Source organism: Mucilaginibacter sp. Mucisp86 (assembly GCF_047324315.1).
Classification (GTDB): Bacteria; Bacteroidota; Bacteroidia; order Sphingobacteriales; family Sphingobacteriaceae; genus Mucilaginibacter.
Genome location: NZ_CP168503.1, coordinates 4,043,660 through 4,062,709 on the forward strand (window position 1 = coordinate 4,043,660; position 19,050 = coordinate 4,062,709).

Annotated in this window: 15 protein-coding genes and 5 tRNA genes; all 20 read left to right on the forward strand. The window is 40.9% G+C overall.

Going from position 1 to position 19,050, the window contains the following annotated elements; translation table 11 throughout:
* Positions 1-481: 481 nt before the first annotated feature.
* On the forward strand, positions 482-1,663 hold the full coding sequence (locus ACEN9X_RS17195; RefSeq protein ID WP_413666298.1) for an acyl-CoA dehydrogenase: 1,182 nt from the start codon (positions 482-484) through the stop codon (positions 1,661-1,663).
* Positions 1,664-2,233: 570 nt separating this feature from the next.
* Positions 2,234-5,419: a SusC/RagA family TonB-linked outer membrane protein gene (locus ACEN9X_RS17200; protein ID WP_413666299.1), complete on the forward strand. Its 3,186-nt coding sequence runs from the start codon at positions 2,234-2,236 to the stop codon at positions 5,417-5,419.
* Positions 5,420-5,432: 13 nt separating this feature from the next.
* Positions 5,433-6,923: a SusD/RagB family nutrient-binding outer membrane lipoprotein gene (locus ACEN9X_RS17205; RefSeq protein ID WP_413666300.1), complete on the forward strand. Its 1,491-nt coding sequence runs from the start codon at positions 5,433-5,435 to the stop codon at positions 6,921-6,923.
* Between the two features lie 180 nt (positions 6,924-7,103).
* Entirely contained in the window at positions 7,104-7,883 is a 780-nt protein-coding gene (locus tag ACEN9X_RS17210; RefSeq protein ID WP_413666301.1) for a hypothetical protein, read from the forward strand.
* A gap of 100 nt (positions 7,884-7,983) precedes the next feature.
* A complete protein-coding gene (gene rpsU, locus ACEN9X_RS17215; protein ID WP_090528691.1) occupies positions 7,984-8,175 on the forward strand; it encodes a 30S ribosomal protein S21 in 192 nt (63 codons plus the stop codon).
* A 92-nt stretch (positions 8,176-8,267) separates the two neighbouring features.
* On the forward strand, positions 8,268-9,179 hold the full coding sequence (locus ACEN9X_RS17220) for a tyrosine-type recombinase/integrase (protein WP_413666302.1): 912 nt from the start codon (positions 8,268-8,270) through the stop codon (positions 9,177-9,179).
* Positions 9,180-9,191: 12 nt separating this feature from the next.
* Positions 9,192-9,539: a ribosome hibernation-promoting factor, HPF/YfiA family gene (hpf, locus tag ACEN9X_RS17225; protein ID WP_413666303.1), complete on the forward strand. Its 348-nt coding sequence runs from the start codon at positions 9,192-9,194 to the stop codon at positions 9,537-9,539.
* Positions 9,540-9,780: 241 nt separating this feature from the next.
* Positions 9,781-9,853, forward strand: a tRNA-Thr gene (locus ACEN9X_RS17230).
* 66 nt (positions 9,854-9,919) lie between these two features.
* Positions 9,920-10,000, forward strand: a tRNA-Tyr gene (locus ACEN9X_RS17235).
* Between the two features lie 140 nt (positions 10,001-10,140).
* Positions 10,141-10,213, forward strand: a tRNA-Gly gene (locus tag ACEN9X_RS17240).
* Between the two features lie 124 nt (positions 10,214-10,337).
* A tRNA-Thr gene (locus ACEN9X_RS17245) sits at positions 10,338-10,409 on the forward strand.
* 57 nt (positions 10,410-10,466) lie between these two features.
* A complete protein-coding gene (gene tuf, locus ACEN9X_RS17250; protein ID WP_090528682.1) occupies positions 10,467-11,654 on the forward strand; it encodes an elongation factor Tu in 1,188 nt (395 codons plus the stop codon).
* A gap of 83 nt (positions 11,655-11,737) precedes the next feature.
* Positions 11,738-11,808, forward strand: a tRNA-Trp gene (locus ACEN9X_RS17255).
* 18 nt (positions 11,809-11,826) lie between these two features.
* Positions 11,827-12,021, forward strand: coding sequence for a preprotein translocase subunit SecE (gene secE / locus ACEN9X_RS17260; protein WP_090529653.1), 195 nt, complete (start codon positions 11,827-11,829; stop codon positions 12,019-12,021).
* A gap of 17 nt (positions 12,022-12,038) precedes the next feature.
* Positions 12,039-12,581: a transcription termination/antitermination protein NusG gene (gene nusG / locus ACEN9X_RS17265; RefSeq protein ID WP_091166597.1), complete on the forward strand. Its 543-nt coding sequence runs from the start codon at positions 12,039-12,041 to the stop codon at positions 12,579-12,581.
* A gap of 178 nt (positions 12,582-12,759) precedes the next feature.
* Positions 12,760-13,200 carry a 50S ribosomal protein L11 gene (gene rplK, locus ACEN9X_RS17270; RefSeq protein ID WP_090528676.1) on the forward strand — a complete coding sequence of 147 codons (441 nt, stop codon included), beginning with the start codon at positions 12,760-12,762 and terminating at the stop codon, positions 13,198-13,200.
* A gap of 28 nt (positions 13,201-13,228) precedes the next feature.
* Positions 13,229-13,927, forward strand: a complete 699-nt coding sequence (rplA, locus tag ACEN9X_RS17275; protein ID WP_091213558.1) for a 50S ribosomal protein L1 — start codon at positions 13,229-13,231, stop codon at positions 13,925-13,927.
* Positions 13,928-13,929: 2 nt separating this feature from the next.
* The gene (gene rplJ / locus ACEN9X_RS17280) at positions 13,930-14,448 is read left to right on the forward strand and encodes a 50S ribosomal protein L10 (RefSeq protein ID WP_090528670.1); all 519 of its coding nucleotides are present in this window, start codon (positions 13,930-13,932) and stop codon (positions 14,446-14,448) included.
* A gap of 64 nt (positions 14,449-14,512) precedes the next feature.
* Entirely contained in the window at positions 14,513-14,896 is a 384-nt protein-coding gene (gene rplL / locus ACEN9X_RS17285; protein WP_022833154.1) for a 50S ribosomal protein L7/L12, read from the forward strand.
* A 231-nt stretch (positions 14,897-15,127) separates the two neighbouring features.
* Positions 15,128-18,931, forward strand: coding sequence for a DNA-directed RNA polymerase subunit beta (gene rpoB / locus ACEN9X_RS17290; RefSeq protein WP_091213563.1), 3,804 nt, complete (start codon positions 15,128-15,130; stop codon positions 18,929-18,931).
* Positions 18,932-19,050: the final 119 nt, after the last annotated feature.

Consider the following 19,050-nt stretch of genomic DNA (forward strand, 5'->3'; position numbering starts at 1 on the left):
TAAGAGGGAGATATGAGGTATTAAATGAAAGCCCGTGCGCCGGCTGCGTTAGGGATAGCAGTGAAAAGCCCGCAGCGTGCGGAGGCTTGCGTAAAGGTAAGGCGAGGACTTGTAACGGAGAGCCCGGGCCGAAGGCAACGCCATGAATGCTATCTTAATTTGTAGTTCTTGGCTTAATCCTCGAAAAGTATTGTCTATTAATTTCTTCTACCCGAAATTTCTCTATTTCGATTAATCCTATAATTTCACACATATTTTTAAGATAACAGGTATCTGAGTGTGAAAAAATGAAGATTTGTATTCCCCACATCGATAAATTCATGAAAATATTTTCAACCAATTTTTGCATCCTAAAACCACCCTATTTCAACTAAACCTATAATTCATACCCGATACCAAATTGTTCTTGATTTGCAGTGTTTTATGGGCAAACCAATCTCATTTTTTATACGTTATTTTGTTGTAACCAATTATAAAATGTATGGATGCTATGTTAACTGATACCCAGTCAACCGGTGGGTATGATTTTGCTATGAACGAAAATCAGCAAATGGTTGGCCAAATGGCTAAAGATTTTGCCGAACGTTATATTAAGCCTCATGTAATGGAGTGGGACGAGGCCCAAAATTTCCCTATCGATTTATTTAAACAACTGGGTGAGCTTGGCATGATGGGGGTTTTTGTGCCCGAGCAATACGGCGGCTCGGGTTTTGGCTATTTTGAGTACGTTACCGTAGTAAGTGAGATAGCCAAAGTTTGTGGCGCTATCGGGTTATCGGTAGCAGCCCATAATTCGCTTTGCACCGGGCACATCCTGGCTTTTGGCAATGAAGAGCAGAAACTTAAATGGCTCCCTAAACTGGCTACCGCCGAATGGCTTGGTGCCTGGGGACTTACCGAGGCCAATACAGGATCAGATGCGTTGGGAATGAACACTACTGCTGTTTTGGATGGCGATCATTATGTAGTTAACGGCTCAAAAAACTGGATAACCCATGGCAAATCGGGCAACGTGGCCGTGGTGATGGTGCGTACGGGTAACAAAGGCGATTCGCACGGAATCTCGGCGCTGGTTATTGAGAAAGGTACGCCGGGATTTACCCATGGCAAAAAAGAAAACAAGCTCGGCATGCGTGCTTCGGAAACCACCGAACTTATTTTTGATAACTGCCGCGTACCTAAAGAGAACCTGTTGGGTGTTGAGGGTGAAGGTTTTAAGCAGGCGATGAAGGTGCTGGATGGCGGCAGGATTTCGATAGCGGCCCTTTCATTAGGGATTGCTAAAGGAGCTTTTGAAGCAGCAGTAGCATATGCCAAAGAGCGCCGGCAGTTTGGACAGCCTATCAGCAATTTCCAGGGTATAGCATTTAAACTGGCCAATATGGCCACAGAAATTGAAGCTGCCGAACTGCTGATTATGCAGGCTGCAGATTTGAAGAACCGTCATCTGCCGGTGACCAAACAATCGGCTATGGCTAAATATTTTGCTTCTGAAGTGGCGGTGCGTACAGCTACAGAAGCTGTACAGATTTTCGGCGGTTATGGCTATACCAAGGATTTCCCGGTTGAGAAATTTTACCGTGATGCTAAACTTTGTACTATAGGAGAGGGGACAAGTGAAATCCAGAAAATAGTGATCAGCAGGGAAGTGTTAAAAGGATAAATAATGGTCAAAAGAGCCTGACAGAAGACAATTTTACGATCGTCTTTTGTCAGACTTGTGTCATTTAGTATGCAGTTAAAGACCATTTATAGTGGTTTTTATCACGTAAATATATTGTTACATTGATTTTTAAAGCATTAAAACATGATTTTGGCAATGTTTTTTTAAGCTTTTTTATTGAAATAATCTCTTCTTCGGAGCAGCTCGGCGAACTTTTTTGCCAAAATTCGCCGGGTTTTACAAGTCCGTATGCCCCGATTTTTCTAACTAACCTATCGTTACAGTTAATTTTATTGCGGTTTGATATACAGAGGCTTATAAAGCAAATTAGGAAAATGCCTCGCGCATTTTCCTAATTTATAATTAACAATATTAACTGACTTATTACCGGCCGGATCTAATCGGCCATGTGGTATTAACGCTGGCAAAGGTAATTTCTTGTTGGTTATTTCCTAAAATATTCCCCATGGTTAAATAAATTCCTGTAAAGGAAATATTACATTTTGATGTTCTTTTATTTTAGCCTTCAGTGTTAAGTTTGCCGACTTAACTATTAGCTAAATTTTTTCTATGAAAAAACGACTACTACTAATTTTGTGCAGTTTCGTATTTGCTGTAACACAGCTTTTTGCGCAAAATCACACTGTTACCGGTACGGTAACAGCCAGGGAGGACGGTCTTCCTCTGCCGGGTGTATCGGTTAAAATAAAAGGCACAACAACCGGTACCCAAACTACCGTCGACGGTAGATTTTCACTCAGCGTTCCAAACAACGCAGTTTTATCATTCAGCTTTATCGGCTATGCTACGCAGGATGTACCTGTTGGCGCTTCTGCAAACCTTAAAGTGGTTTTAGAGGCATCAAGCCGCGGTCTTAACGAGGTGATTGTAACAGCATTGGGTATTTCAAGGCAGCAAAAATCATTAGGGTATGCTGCACAACAGGTAAAAGGTGATGATCTTACAGTTACCAAACAATCTGACCTTAACACTGCCCTTGCCGGTAAAATTGCCGGTGTACAGGTGTTAGGTGGTTCTGGTGCTAAGTTTGGTGTATCAACTATCCGTATCCGTGGTATTAACTCATTATCGGGTGGTAACCCAATTTACGTTGTAAACGGTGTTATTACCGACCCCAATGCAGTGAACAACGATGATATCGAATCAATTTCGGTTTTAAAAGGTCCGGCTGCTACCGCTCTTTATGGTCAGCGTGCTTCTGAAGGCGCTGTTGTTATCACATTAAAAAAAGGCGCAAACAAAGGCGTTGGTGTTTCAATCAATCAATCAACCACTTTTGAAAAAGTTTACCAGTTACCGGAGTATCAAAACGAATATGGTGGTGGTACCAGCGTTAAATGGGATACTTACACTTATGATCCAGCTAATGGTTCACCTGCTTCATTCGCTAAATTTAACGGTACAAAAATTTACGATTATGGTGTTGATGAAAGCTGGGGCCCTAAAATGGATGGTACGCTGTACGCTCCATGGTATTTCTGGGATCCAACCAATCCCGACTTTGGTAAATTGAAACCATTTGTGCCGCAACCTAATAACGTACGTGATTTTTACCGTACAGGTGTTACTTTCAATACCAACGCCGCTTTCTCAAAAGCAGGTGATGATTATAACCTTAGGGTATCATACACTAACATCGACCGTACCGGTATTACTCCAAACAGCGATCAGAAACGTAATAACGTAAGCGTAAATGGTGAGTTGAAACTTACTAAAAAATTAACTGCGAGCGCTAACGTTAACTTTTCGCAAATCAATTCATTCAACATTCCGCAAGAAGGTTACGGTACCCAAACTGCAGGTTCATTTAGCCAGTGGTTTCACAGGGACGTTGAAATTGACAAACTTAAAAATTACAAAAGAGCTGATGGTACATTCACATCATGGAATATCACCAGCCCTGACGATTTAACTCCTCACTACTGGGATAACCCTTATACTGAGGCTTACGAAAACACGTCAAAATCAAATAATAACCGTGTTTACGGAAACCTGACTTTAAGTTACCAGTTTACAAAAGATATCTCTGCGTCATTTATTGCAAGGCAGGATTTATTAACCCGCGACGCGAGTGCACAGGTGGGCTCAGGTACGCTTAACCCAGATGCTTATTCACAAAATCAATATACTTACAAAGAAAATAACTACGTGGGTAACGTAAGCTATAGTCACAACTTTAAAGACCTTTCCGTAAAGGCAGGTGTTTATGCCGAGAGTCGTCAAGACCGCTATACTTACTTATCAGGTGCAACAGTAGGTGGTTTAGCAATTCCGGATTTGTATACTTTAAGTAACTCTGCAAATGCCGCAACCTCATTTAGCTATAACGCGCTTTCAAGGGTAAACAGCTATTACGGATATACCTCATTTGGTTATAAAGATTTCTTATATCTTGATTTCAATGCCCGTAATGACAGGTCTTCAACCTTGCCGGTAAACCACAATTCATACTGGTACGGTGGTTTGTCGGGTTCATTTGTATTTACCGAACTGATGCCTAAAAATGACATTTTAACATTTGGTAAATTAAGGTTATCGGCAGCTAAATTAGGTTCTGATGCGCCTATTTACTCAACATACCCAACTTACAACTTAAGCACTACGCCACACGGAAATGATGCTGTGCAAACAGTACCTAACACTTTGCCAAATGCAAATTTAACGCCAAGTCTTTCAACTTCGTACGAAATTGGTACTGAGTTACACTTTATCAAAGACAGAGTTAGATTTGACTTCAACTACTATACTCGTACTACAAAAGATCAGATCTTGTCGTTGCCTGTTAACGGTACAACCGGTTATTCAACAGTTGTTATCAACGCTGGTTCTATCCGCAATAACGGTATCGAGATCAGCCTTGGCGGCACACCGATCAAATCGAAAGATTTTACCTGGAATGCTGATTTCAACGTTTCATTTAACCGCAATAAAATTGTTTCGCTTTACCCTGGTGTAACTAACGTAAAAGTAACTCCTGACGGTCTTGCCGGTTATGGCCCAGGTGGCGTTCAGGCTGCCGGCGCTCAAAGCTTTGGCTTTGTTGGTTCACCGAGCTTTGGTATCAACGGTTATCTTAATCAGTCTTATGGTCAGATCATTGGATCAGGTTTTGCACGGGATGGCAAAGGAAATATCATAATTGGTGCTGATGGCCTTCCTGTAAGACAAGACAATGTTAATCTCGGTAGCATGTTGCCAAGTTACACAGGTGGTTTTACCAACTCATTTAACTACAAAAACGTAGTACTTGCTTTTTCTCTTGACTTCCAAAAAGGCGGTAAATTTGTATCCGTTACCCAACAAAACCTTAACGGCTCGGGCTTAGGTATCGAAACTGTAGGTAACAATGCAAAAGGCAACCCGGTACGTAACCCGGTTTCTGAAGGTGGCGGTACCCTGGTAGCAGGCGTACATGCTGATGGTACCCCAAATACTACTTATGTTGAAACCCGTACTTTATACGAGCAGTCATATAGCCAGATTTGGGAAAAATGGACTTATGATGCTTCATACGTTAAATTAAGAGAGGTTAGCATTGGTTATTCGTTCCCTAAAAAGATGTTAGGCAGGTTGCCATTCCAAACCGCGTACTTTGGTATCACAACCCAAAACCCATGGATGATCTATTCAAAGGTTAAAGGTGTTGACCCATCTCAATTACAGACTTCATTTTATGAAGGCGGTCAATTGCCAAACACAAGAAACTTAGGTTTCAACATTAAGGTAACATTCTAACAAGTTATTCATCATGAAAAAATCATATATCAGTAAATATATAATCGGGGCTGGTATGTTTATACTTGCCTCATGTAAAGTGGGTGGCGATTTAAACGTTAACCCCAACCAGTCGCCAACTGCGCAAACTGGCTATCTTTTAACCAGCGCGTTGCAATATTTAGGTGGTGTAAATGGCGCCGGTGCAACAACTAACATCAACGCATTCACCGGCGAATTATATTCACAATATCTTGCTGAAACATTTTATACAAACGAATCGCAGTTTTCGTTAAAACAATACGATTATACCGGGTATTATACCGGTCCGCTGGAGGATTTGCAAACACTGATCCAGTTTAATACCGACCCTGCCAAGAAAGGCCTGCAGTCGACTATTAAATTTGGTTCAAATGCTAATCAGATAGCGGCAGCTCGTATATTAAGAGCATTTATCTACTTAACTATTACCGACAGGTGGGGTGATATTCCATACTCTCAGGCCTTAAAAGGTGTGTCTGGGTTAACTCCTGCATTTGATGCGCAAAAAGACGTTTATGCAGCTTTAATGAAGGAACTTGACGAAGCTCAGGCTCAATTTGACGGCGGTGCAGCTTTAACCAATGATATCTTATTTGGCGGCGATGCCACTAAATGGAAACATTGGGCTAACTCTTTACACGCGGTTATGGCATTGAGATTATCAAAAGTTGACCCCGCAACCGGTAAAACTGAGTATGCAAAAGCAGTAGCCGGTGGTTTGATGGCCTCAAATGATGATAACGCTGTTTATGACTATCTGGCTATTCAGACTAACGAAAACCCTTATTATACCAACTATAGGAATCGTTACGATTATGCTGTAAGCAGCCTTGTGGTTAATACCCTGAGTGGCCTTAATGACCCAAGGTTACCGGTATACGCCGCTCAGACTGCATCAAAAACTTACGTAGGTTTACCGTACGGTACTTTTGGTGACGCTTTGGGTAACTATAATAAAGGTACCCGTAGTAAACCAGGTAACGTATCATTAATTGGGTTAGCCGTGTCTGGCCAGGCTTCACCAACTGTTTGGACATCATATGCACAGATCATGTTTACCCAGGCCGAAGCTGCTCACCTTAACTGGATTGCCGGTGGTGACGGTGCTGCTGCTGATTTCTATAATAAAGGTGTAGCTGCATCATTGGAGCAAAACGGTGTTAGCTCGGCAGATGAAAGCGCTTACCTTGCACAGGCATCAGTTAAATTTTCGGCTGCAACTGCTATGAACCAGATCATGACCCAGAAATGGATAGCTGGTTTCTTAGGTAATGGTTGGGAGTCATGGGCGGAGTATCGCCGTACAGGCTTGCCTAAATTGCTTGATCCGGTTCCTGGTTCATTAAGTCCTGACCAAAAGATCCCTCGCAGGCAACAATATCCGCAAACCGAGAATGACCTTAATAAAGCTAATTACAATGCTGTAATTGCCCGCCAGGGTCCGGATGCGCTTAATACAAGAGTATATTGGGATAAACAATAATTATTGAACCCAAAGTATATTTTTTAAAACAACAAAGGCTGCCATTGGCGGCCTTTGTTGTTTATAGGGCGCTATAAATGCATGTGGCTATCCAAGACAGAATAAAGCAGATTTAGGACTATTTAACATATGGTATCGATTAAACAGTTTATCTTAGTTTAAACTGATCTTAGGCCTGTCATGAATATTAATCCTGTTTTACTCGCGTTTGTTTTTCTTATGTTTCTTAATCAAGCTACTGCCCAGGAGAAGCACCAGGCGGAGATTGCCGGGAACAAGCCTACCAGGAGAGGCAATGATTTAGATCGAAAGCAATTTACTATAACAGACAATCAAATCGGTATTCGTACAGATTCAAATTATTCTAACGCGAAATTAATCCGCACAGGATGGGATGATGGGATATTTAAAACAAATCCTGGCTTTTACCGGCATGATCTTGCAAGTAGCATTCCTGCAGGATTTTTAAAGCTTTCGGTCTCTGACCGGGAAATGCTAATAATAAGTGTCGATCAAAACTCCGTTAATCAAATGAAAGATACGGTATGCTATAGCGATGGTAAGTTACACAGGTGTCTTTATGCGGTAATCCCTGTAATTTTGAGCAATCAATCTTATGATACATTAAAGTATATCAATATGACATGTTCGTGGCTTGATATTTTTAAAACAGATGCCGGAAATGTAAAATTTTTACCCACGTCCTTGATGGAAGAATGCTGGAAAAATAATCCCGCTGTTTATGCTGTTGCTCCTCATCAACAAAAAGTATTTTATATACCGGCAGGTTTTTTAACAGATACAGGTAAAGGGGAATTGTTTACATCAAAAACGTTTAAAATAGGAATGAGTTTATATAAGTATATTGAGGGTTCGCAGCTCCCTGTTGATATACGCGGGTTAGCGCTTAGGCGGGAAACAGATAATATTATTTGGAGCAATGAGATTGCCGTGCGATAGTTATCTGGTTTTAAGTTAAAAATAATTCCTGCTCTCTCTTTGATATTCAAAACATTGTGATTATCTTTGCCCTCCCTTGAAAGGAGGTATTTTAGGAATTATGATCATTATTAACGTAAAAGACGGCGAATCATTAGATAAAGCATTGAAACGCTTCAAAAAGAAATTCGAAAAAACAGGTGTTTTAAGAGAACTACGTAGTCGTCAGGCTTTCGAAAAAAAATCTGTAACCCGTCGTCATGTTGTTAAACATGCTATCTACAAACAGACTTTGAATCAGGAAACTGTTTAATTCTTTTTTGTTGAAAGAATTTTTTCAGATTTCTTAACACTATATTAAAACTATTTGTACATTCATCATCCCGGATGTATAAATAGTTTTTTATGTTTTTAGCGCGTTTTATCCAGTACATCAAGTATGAAAAGCGGTATTCAGCCCACACTGTTTCCGCTTATCAGTCAGACCTGGAGCAATTTATGCGCTTTTTAAACAATCCCGGCGGTGCAGATCCCGCACCGGAGCCGGTTATTACCCATCCATCGCAGGTAAGCTATTATGACATCCGTAACTGGATGGTTGAGCTCATTGACCAAAAACTTACCGGCCGTTCTGTCAACCGCAAAATGGCTACGCTGCGCAAATACTTTAAATTTTTATTGCAGGAAGGCATTGTTGAAACCAACCCGGTATCCAGGATACGGTCGCAAAAAGTTGCTAAAACGTTGCCTGTGGTAGTTGAAGATACACGCCTTACAAAAATGTTAGATAGTGATGACATTTTTACAAATGATTTTCCGGGCCTGCGCGATAAGCTTGTTATTGAGCTTTTGTTTGGCACCGGCATACGCCTTGCCGAATTGTTAGGTATTAAAGAACAGGATATTAGCTTTGAAGGCGGGGTAGTAAAGGTATTGGGTAAACGCAACAAGGAGCGTATCATCCCTATTAATAATGAGCTGAAGAGCCTGCTGCCCGAATATTTAGGGTTAAAGAAAAATCAAAATTTCGATAACAATTCCTTTACATTGATCGTTACAAATAAAGGAGCCGATGCTTATCCGAAATTGATTTATTTAATAGTGCAGAAATACCTCTCCAACATATCAACTCAAAATAAACGGAGCCCTCATGTGCTCAGGCACACGTTTGCAACTACCATGTTAAATAATGGGGCCGATTTAAATTCAATTAAAGAACTTTTGGGCCATGCTAATCTCAGCGCCACCCAAATTTACACGCATAATTCAGTTGAACGACTAAAATCTATTTATAAACTCGCCCATCCAAAGGCTTAAAAAGGAGGAAACATGAAAATTACAGTGCAGTCAATTCATTTCACCGCAGACAGGAAACTTTTAGATTTTATTCAGAAAAAGGCAGACAAGCTCGATACGTTTTATGATCATATTATTAGCGGTGAAGTTTACTTAAAGCTTGAAAATGTGGAAGATGAATGTAATAAGATAACGGAGATCAAATTATTGCTACCAGGAAACCAAATCTTCGCGAAAGAGAAATGTAAGAGTTTTGAGGAAGCTACCGACCTGGCAGTTGAGAGCCTGAGGAAGCAAATTGAGAAGCATAAACAAAAGAAAGCCATTGCTGATGCTACAGCCAAAAAAGCTGTTTTAACGGCAGCAGAGGAAGGTTTTTAGTGATATAGAGGGGCTTACAGTGAGCCAAAATCGGCAGGTTTTTAGCCTGCCGATTTTTTTTGATAAAAAATTTTGACGTGGTGTTATTTTTTGTAGATTTGCAGTCCCTTTCGGGGAGGTATTTAACGCCTCAAAAAAAAGTTAAAATAGTTCTTTAAAATATCAAAAAGCTTATTACTTTTGCGCTCCGTTATCGAAAGCAACACAACGTTTAGATAATGTAAAGGCAAAATAAATATAAGCCTCCTTAGCTCAGCTGGTAGAGCAACTGACTTGTAATCAGTAGGTCATTGGTTCGATCCCGATAGGAGGCTCAGTTTTTTTCGGAAAGACAATGTTTAGCTTCAATTTTGGACATTGTTAATCCGGGATAAACTACTGGGGAGATACCAGAGCGGTCAAATGGGACGGACTGTAAATCCGTTGCTTCGGCTACGAAGGTTCGAATCCTTCTCTCCCCACATATTGAGTAGGCAGTTTATAGTTCGCAGTTAGCATTAAGTTAACGGGATTGTAAACTGCTGACTTGATTAAAGAGGTTTGAGGAATGAGTTTTGGGTGATTGAAATTAGCCAAAAACAGCAAACCAAAAGCTTAACAAGCGGAAGTAGCTCAGTTGGTAGAGCGATAGCCTTCCAAGCTATAGGTCGCGAGTTCGAACCTCGTCTTCCGCTCGGTAATACCGGATTTCGAATTTTCGATTTCGGATTTGAACTAAGCAAAATGAGATGCCGGGCAGGTAAGTAGAGGAAGGAAAAAATCCGAAATCTAATTTCCGAAATCCGAAATCAAAAATAAGCCGACGTAGCTCAGTGGTAGAGCACTTCCTTGGTAAGGAAGAGGTCACGGGTTCAAATCCCGTTGTTGGCTCAGTGTTATAAAAACATACATTAAAGTTAAATTAACCTACAAAATAATTTATAGATCATGGCAAAAGAAAAGTTTGACCGCAGTAAACCGCACTTAAACATCGGTACAATCGGTCACGTTGACCACGGTAAAACAACCCTTACCGCAGCTATCACTAAAGTTTTGGCTGATGCAGGTTTATCAGAAGCTCGTTCATTTGATTCAATTGACTCGGCTCCTGAAGAAAAAGAACGTGGTATTACCATCAACACTGCCCACGTTGAATATTCAACAGCTAACCGTCACTACGCACACGTTGACTGTCCAGGTCACGCGGATTACGTGAAAAACATGGTTACTGGTGCTGCCCAAATGGACGGTGCAATTATCGTAGTTGCTGCAACTGATGGTCCGATGCCACAAACTCGTGAGCACATCCTGTTAGCTCGTCAGGTAGGTGTACCTGCACTTGTTGTTTTCATGAACAAAGTTGACATGGTTGATGATCCGGAATTATTAGAGTTAGTAGAAATGGAAGTTCGTGAATTATTATCATTCTACGAATTCCCAGGTGATGATATTCCAGTTATCCAGGGTTCTGCATTAGGTGGTCTTAACGGCGATCCTACCTGGGTTGGCAAAATCATGGAATTGATGGACGCTGTTGATAGCTACATCCCAATTCCTCCACGTTTGACAGATCTTCCTTTCTTGATGCCTGTTGAAGACGTGTTCTCAATCACTGGTCGTGGTACTGTTGCTACTGGTCGTATTGAGCGTGGTGTAATCAACTCTGGTGAGCCAGTTGATATCCTGGGTATGGGTGCTGAGAACTTAAAATCAACCGTAACTGGTGTTGAGATGTTCCGCAAAATCCTTGACCGTGGTGAAGCTGGTGACAACGTAGGTTTATTGTTACGTGGTATTGAGAAAACTGATATCCGTCGTGGTATGGTTATCTGCAAACCAGGTTCAGTAACTCCTCACACCGATTTCAAAGCAGAAGTTTACGTATTATCAAAAGCAGAAGGTGGCCGTCACACTCCATTCTTCAACAAATACCGTCCGCAATTCTATTTCCGTACCACTGACGTTACTGGTGAGATTTCATTAGAACCAGGTGTAGAGATGGTTATGCCAGGTGATAACGTTACAATCACAGTAAAACTGATCAACGCTATCGCAATGGAAAAAGGCTTACGTTTCGCTATCCGTGAAGGTGGTCGTACCGTAGGTGCTGGTCAGGTAACTGAAATCTTGAAATAATCATATTTCAATAAAAAGGTTAATTTGAAAACATAAGTTTAGCCTTCAACGGCAAACTTATGTTTTCTTATTATAAAATACACACGGGAATAGTTCAACGGTAGAATAGAGGTCTCCAAAACCTTTGATCAGGGTTCGAATCCTTGTTCCCGTGCTTAAGCACAATATAAAAATGGCAGGCGTAGCTGAATATATTAAAGAGTCATACATCGAGTTAACCGAGAAGGTTACCTGGCCTACATGGCGCGAGCTGCAAAGCAGCGCTGTTTTGGTATTGGTTGCCGCTATAATTATTGCGCTGGTTATCTTAGGTATGGACCAGATCATTAATTATTTGCTTAAACTGTTTTACACATCACTAACATAATATCAGGGGAGAAGGAGATGAGTGATCAATTGAAATGGTATGTAGTTAGGGCTATTAGTGGTAAAGAAAAAAAAGTTAAACAATACATAGATGCCGAAATTAGCCGTTTGGGCATTAGTCATTTGGTACCACAGGTATTAATACCTACTGAAAAGTATTACCAGATGCGCGACGGAAAGAAGATCGCTAAAGAGCGTAACTACTTTCCGGGCTATGTGCTTATGGAAGCTGTTTTAGATGGCGAAACCGAGCACATCATTAAAAATATTAACAGTGTTATAGGTTTCCTTGGTGATAAAGCCGGAAATGCTATCCCGCTTCGCCAATCAGAAGTTAACCGTATTTTAGGTAAGGTTGATGAGATGAGTGCCCAGGGCGAAACCATGAACGTGCCTTACTATGTTGGCGAGGCGGTTAAAGTTATGGACGGGCCTTTCAACGGTTTCAGCGGCGTTATTGAAGAAGTTAACGAAGAGAAAAAGAAACTGAAGGTAATGGTAAAGATATTCGGCCGCCGTACGCCGCTTGAATTGAATTACATGCAGGTAGAGAAAGAATAGTTTTCAAATAATTTCGAATGTCGGATTTTCGATTTCGAAATTTTTGAATTTAAAATATAAGATAGAAGAGACGGGAAATAAATCTGAAATGGAAACCCCAAATCCGAAATCAACACAATCTTAAATGTTACTTAGCTTCCACTTACTAACATTGAGTTTATAATTAAAGTAAATTAAAATGGCAAAAGAGATCGGTGCAATGGTTAAGCTGCAAGTTAAAGGCGGCGCCGCAAACCCATCACCACCAATTGGCCCTGCATTGGGTGCAAAAGGTGTGAACATCATGGAGTTTTGCAAACAATTTAATGCACGTACCCAGGACAAAGCTGGAAAAGTATTGCCTGTTTTGATTACTGTTTATGTTGACAAATCATTCGAATTTATCATCAAAACTCCTCCCGTTGCTATCCAGTTATTGGAAGCTACCGGTTTAAAGAGTGGTTCTGCTGAGCCTAACCGTAAAAAAGTTGCCAGTGTTAACTGGGAGCAGGTTGAGACTATAGCAAAAGATAAAATGGTTGACTTGAACGCATTCACAGTTGAATCGGCCATGAAAATGGTGGCAGGTACTGCCCGCAGCATGGGAATTACCGTATCAGGTACAGCTCCCTGGAATTAATTAATTTATACAAATCAGTTTAAAGACAGTGGCAAGATTAACAAAAAATCAAAAAGTGGCACTCTCCAAAATTGAGGCAAACAAATCGTACACATTAGAAGCTGCATCAGCTTTGGTAAAGGAATTAACCCTTACTAAATTTGATTCATCAGTTGATATAGACGTTCGTTTAGGTGTTGATCCACGTAAAGCCAATCAAATGGTACGTGGTATTGCAACATTACCTCATGGAACCGGTAAAACTGTACGTGTATTAGTTCTTTGTACTCCTGATAAGGAACAAGAAGCTAAAGACGCAGGTGCAGATTACGTAGGTTTGGATGATTATATTGCCAAGATTGAAGGCGGATGGACTGATGTTGATATTATCATTACTATGCCAAGTGTTATGGCGAAGGTAGGTCGTTTAGGTCGTATTTTAGGCCCGCGTAACCTTATGCCAAACCCTAAATCAGGTACAGTTACCCCAGAAGTTGGTAAAGCTGTAACTGAGGTAAAAGGTGGTAAAATCGATTTCAAGGTTGACAAAACCGGTATCATCCACACCTCAATAGGAAAAGCATCTTTCTCTGCAGATAAAATTTATGAGAATGCATTAGAAGTATTGCAAACAATCTCTAAATTAAAACCTTCTGCAGCAAAAGGAACATATTTCAAGAGCATTCATATCTCTTCAACTATGTCGCCAGGAATTACAGTTGAAACTAAATCAGTAGCGGGGATCTAATCATGAATAAAGAAGAAAAATACGACCTTGTTGTAGCCCTTACTGAGCAAATCAAAGAGTATGGTAATTTTTATATCACTGATACCTCTGATTTAACTGTAGCTAAGATCAACAATATCCGCCGTAAGTGTTTCGAAAACGACATTACAATGCAGGTAACCAAAAATAGCTTGATTAAAAAAGCTATGGAAGCTGCAGGCGGTGATTTCAGCCCTATATATGATGTATTAAAAGGTTCATCATCAATCCTTTTCTCAAAATCAGCAACTGCACCAGCAAAGTTGATTAAACAATTGAGGAAAACTGGCGAAAAACCAATTTTAAAAGCAGCTTATATCGATTCGGCAGTATTTATCGGTGATAACCAGTTAGATACTTTAACCAAACTGAAATCAAAAGAACAACTGATCGGCGAGATAGTTGGCTTACTTCAATCACCTGCGAAAAACGTTCTTTCGGCTCTTCAGTCAGGCGGAACTACAATTGCAGGCCTTGTAAAAACATTACAGGAAAGAGGTTAACGAACACCTCAATAAAGTTCGATAAAAACAAACAAAAAGCATTAAAAGTAAAAATTTAAATAAAATGGCGGATTTAAAAGCGTTTGCTGAACAGTTGGTAAACTTAACAGTAAAAGAAGTAAACGAATTAGCTCAAATATTAAAAGACGAGTATGGTATTGAGCCTGCTGCTGCTGCTGTAGCAGTTGCTGCTCCTGCTGCTGACGGTGGCGATGCTGCTCCAGCTGCTGCTGAGCAAACTGCATTTGACGTTATCCTGAAAGAAGCTGGTGGCGCTAAATTAGCAGTTGTTAAATTAGTAAAAGACTTAACTGGCCTTGGTTTGAAAGAAGCTAAAGATCTTGTTGACGGTGCACCAAAAGAACTTAAAACTGGTGTAACTAAAGAAGAAGCTGAATCTTTGAAAAAACAATTAGAAGAAGCCGGAGCAGTAGTTGAGGTTAAGTAATTTAACCTACTGAAATATAGCATCAAGACTCCGACCATAACGGTCGGGGTCTATTGCTGTTTATAAAGGTTTGGATGAAGAAGATAATGGATATGAGATATGAGATATGAGATCTTCTTCCTGCAGGTTTAACAGGAATACAGATCTTCAAAACATATTTTTTAGTCTCACGTCTCACATCTCAGATCTCACATCTATCAAAGTTTATTAATAAACTAAAATTTAAATACCTTGGCAAACAATAATAATCAAAGAGTAAACTTTGCAACCAGCAGAAAGGTACTTGATTACCCTGATTTTCTGGATGTTCAGTTACAATCTTTCCAGGAATTTTTTCAATTGGAAACCACTTCCGACAACCGTTACAAAGAAGGGCTGTTTAAAGTGTTTGCCGAAAACTTTCCTATTTCAGATTCAAGAAACATCTTTGTCCTGGAGTTTCTTGACTACTTTATTGATCCGCCACGTTATGATATACAAGAGTGTATTGAACGCGGATTAACTTACAGCGTACCATTAAAAGCCAAGCTTCGCCTTTCATGTAATGATGAGGAGCACGAAGATTTTGAAACAATTGTACAGGACGTGTACCTGGGTACCATCCCTTACATGACTCCAAAAGGTACATTTGTTATTAATGGTGCCGAGCGTGTAATTGTATCACAGTTACACCGTTCGCCAGGTGTGTTCTTTGGTCAGAGCCGCCACACTAACGGTACAAAATTATACTCGGCCCGTGTTATCCCTTTCAAAGGTTCATGGATTGAGTTTGCTACAGACGTTAACAACGTGATGTATGCTTACATTGACCGTAAAAAGAAATTCCCGGTTACTACGTTACTTCGTGCCATTGGTTATGACTCTGATAAAGATATTCTGGAGTTATTTGAACTGGCCGACGAGGTTAAAGTAAGCAAATCAGGCCTTAAGAAATATATTGGCCGTAAGCTTGCTGCAAGGGTACTTAAAACATGGATCGAAGATTTTGTGGATGAGGATACCGGTGAGGTAGTTTCTATCCCTCGTAATGAGATCATCCTTGAGCGTGAAACCTTACTGGAAGACGACCATATTGATATGATCATCGACTCTGGTGTTAAAACCATCATCCTTAACAAGGAAGATGCTTCAACCAGCGGTGATTACACTATTATATACAATACCTTACAGAAAGATACTTCCAACTCTGAGAAGGAAGCGGTTGAGCACATCTACCGCCAGTTACGTAACGCTGAACCACCTGATGAAGAAACAGCACGTGGTATCATCGATCGTTTATTCTTTTCAGATAAAAGATATGACCTGGGCGATGTGGGCCGCTACCGCATCAACCGTAAATTAAAACTGAGCACTTCGGAAGAAACTAAAGTTTTAACCAAGCAGGACATCATCGCGATTGTTAAATATCTGATCAAATTAATCAACTCAAAAGCCGAGGTGGATGATATCGATCACTTATCAAACCGTCGTGTACGTACCGTTGGTGAGCAGCTTTATGCACAGTTTGGTGTAGGTTTAGCACGTATGGCCCGTACCATCCGTGAGCGTATGAACATTCGTGACAACGAGGTGTTCACACCAACCGATCTGATCAACGCGCGGACATTATCATCTGTGATCAACTCGTTCTTCGGAACAAACCAGTTATCACAGTTCATGGACCAAACCAATCCACTGGCAGAGATCACGCACAAGCGTCGTCTGTCAGCCTTAGGCCCCGGCGGTCTGTCGCGTGAGCGTGCAGGTTTCGAGGTTCGTGACGTTCATTACACCCACTACGGTAGGTTGTGTACTATCGAAACTCCCGAAGGTCCGAACATTGGTTTGATTTCATCACTTTGCGTACACGCTAAAATTAACAATTTAGGCTTTATCGAAACTCCGTACAAGCGTGTAGTTGAAGGTAAAGTTATGGTTGACGAGCCGGTTATCTATTTATCTGCTGAGGATGAAGACGGTAAAACCATTGGCCAGGCAAACGCGGTTTATGATGACAAAGGTGAGTTTGAATTGCCACGTGTAAAAGCACGTTTCGAGGGTGACTTCCCGGTTATCGAGCCAGAGCGTCTGGACTTGATGGACATTGCTCCAAATCAGATTACTTCAATTGCGGCTTCGCTTATTCCGTTCTTAGAGCATGATGACGCTAACCGTGCATTGATGGGGTCAAACATGCAACGCCAGGCCGTACCATTGTTGCGCCCTGAAGCGCCGATTGTTGGTACCGGTTTGGAAGGCCGTGTGGCAAAAGACTCTCGTACCCTGATCAACGCCGAAGGCGATGGTGTGGTTGAGTATGTTGATGCTAACGAAATCCGTATTAAATATGACCGCAACGAACTTGATCGTTTGATCTCGTTTGAAGGAGATAGTAAAAGCTACCGCTTAACCAAGTTTAAGAAAACCAACCAAAGCACCACCATGAACCTTAAGCCTATTGTTAAAAAAGGCCAAAGGGTTGAAAAAGGTGAAGTACTTTGCGAAGGTTACGCTACCCAAAATGGCGAGCTTGCATTAGGCCGTAACCTTAAAGTAGCATTCATGCCTTGGCAGGGATATAACTTTGAGGATGCGATCGTGATCTCTGAACGTGTTGTTTCACAAGATATCTTTACTTCAATCCACGTTGAAGAGTTTGAACTTGAAGTTCGTGACACTAAACGTGGCGAGGAAGAGTTAACACCAGATATCCCTAACGTATCAGAAGAAGCCACTAAAGACCTTGACGAAGACGGTATCATCCGTGTAGGCGCCGAGGTTAAAGAAGGCGACATCCTGATTGGTAAGATCACTCCTAAAGGTGAATCAGACCCATCACCGGAAGAAAAACTGTTACGTGCGATCTTCGGTGATAAAGCAGGCGACGTTAAAGATGCTTCATTGAAAACCCCGCCGTCAATTGCCGGTGTTGTTATCGATACCAAATTATTCTCTCGTGCTAAAAAGACTTCAAAAGCTGAAGAAAAAGCACAATTGGAAAAATTGGACAACAAGCATGATAAAGCTGTAAAAGATCTGAAAAATACCTTGATCGACAAGTTATTTGAAATCGTTAACGGCAAAACTTCGCAAGGCGTTTATAACGTTTACAAAGAGTTACAGGTTCCTAAAGGTGTTAAATTCACCCAGAAAATATTAGTTGAGCTTAATTACGATAATATTAACCCAACTAAATGGACTACTGATGACGATAAAAACGATCAGATCAAGATCCTTCTTCATAACTTCAACATTAAGTACAATGAAGAGCTGGGTGCTTACCGTCGTGATAAATTCGCTATCAGCGTGGGTGATGAGCTTCCATCAGGTATCGTACAAATGGCTAAAGTTTACATCGCTAAAAAGCGTAAGCTTAAAGTAGGTGATAAAATGGCTGGTCGTCACGGTAACAAAGGTATTGTTGCACGTATTGTACGCGATGAAGACATGCCTTTCCTTGAAGACGGAACACCGGTTGATATCGTGTTGAACCCGCTGGGTGTACCTTCACGTATGAACCTGGGTCAGATCTACGAAACCGTATTAGGCTGGGCCGGTAAAGAGCTTGGTGTTAAATTCGCTACTCCTATCTTCGACGGTGCAAGCCATGAAGAAGTGGAAGAGTGGATTAAGAAAGCCAACTTGCCAGAATCAGGCCGTACCTACTTATACAATGGTTTAACAGGTGATCGTTTTGATCAGCAAACTACTGTAGGTATTATCTACATGCTGAAATTAGGTCACATGGTTGATGATAAGATGCACGCCCGTTCAATCGGACCGTACTCATTGATCACTCAACAACCATTAGGTGGTAAAGCACAATTCGGTGGTCAGCGTTTTGGTGAGATGGAGGTTTGGGCACTGGAAGCATTTGGTGCATCAAACATTCTGCAGGAGATATTAACCGTTAAATCGGATGATGTTATCGGCCGTGCCAAAACATATGAGGCTATTGTTAAAGGTGAAAACCTGCCAACGCCATCAGTTCCTGAATCATTCAACGTATTGGTTCACGAGTTACGCGGCTTAGGTTTGGATATCACTTTAGAATAATTAGTGATTTAGTGAGTGAGTGAATTAGTGATTGATTGAAAAATTAGTCATATAATTTACTAACTCACTAATTCAATAGGTTAAGAGACGTGGTTTGACGACTTGATTCAAATCACTAA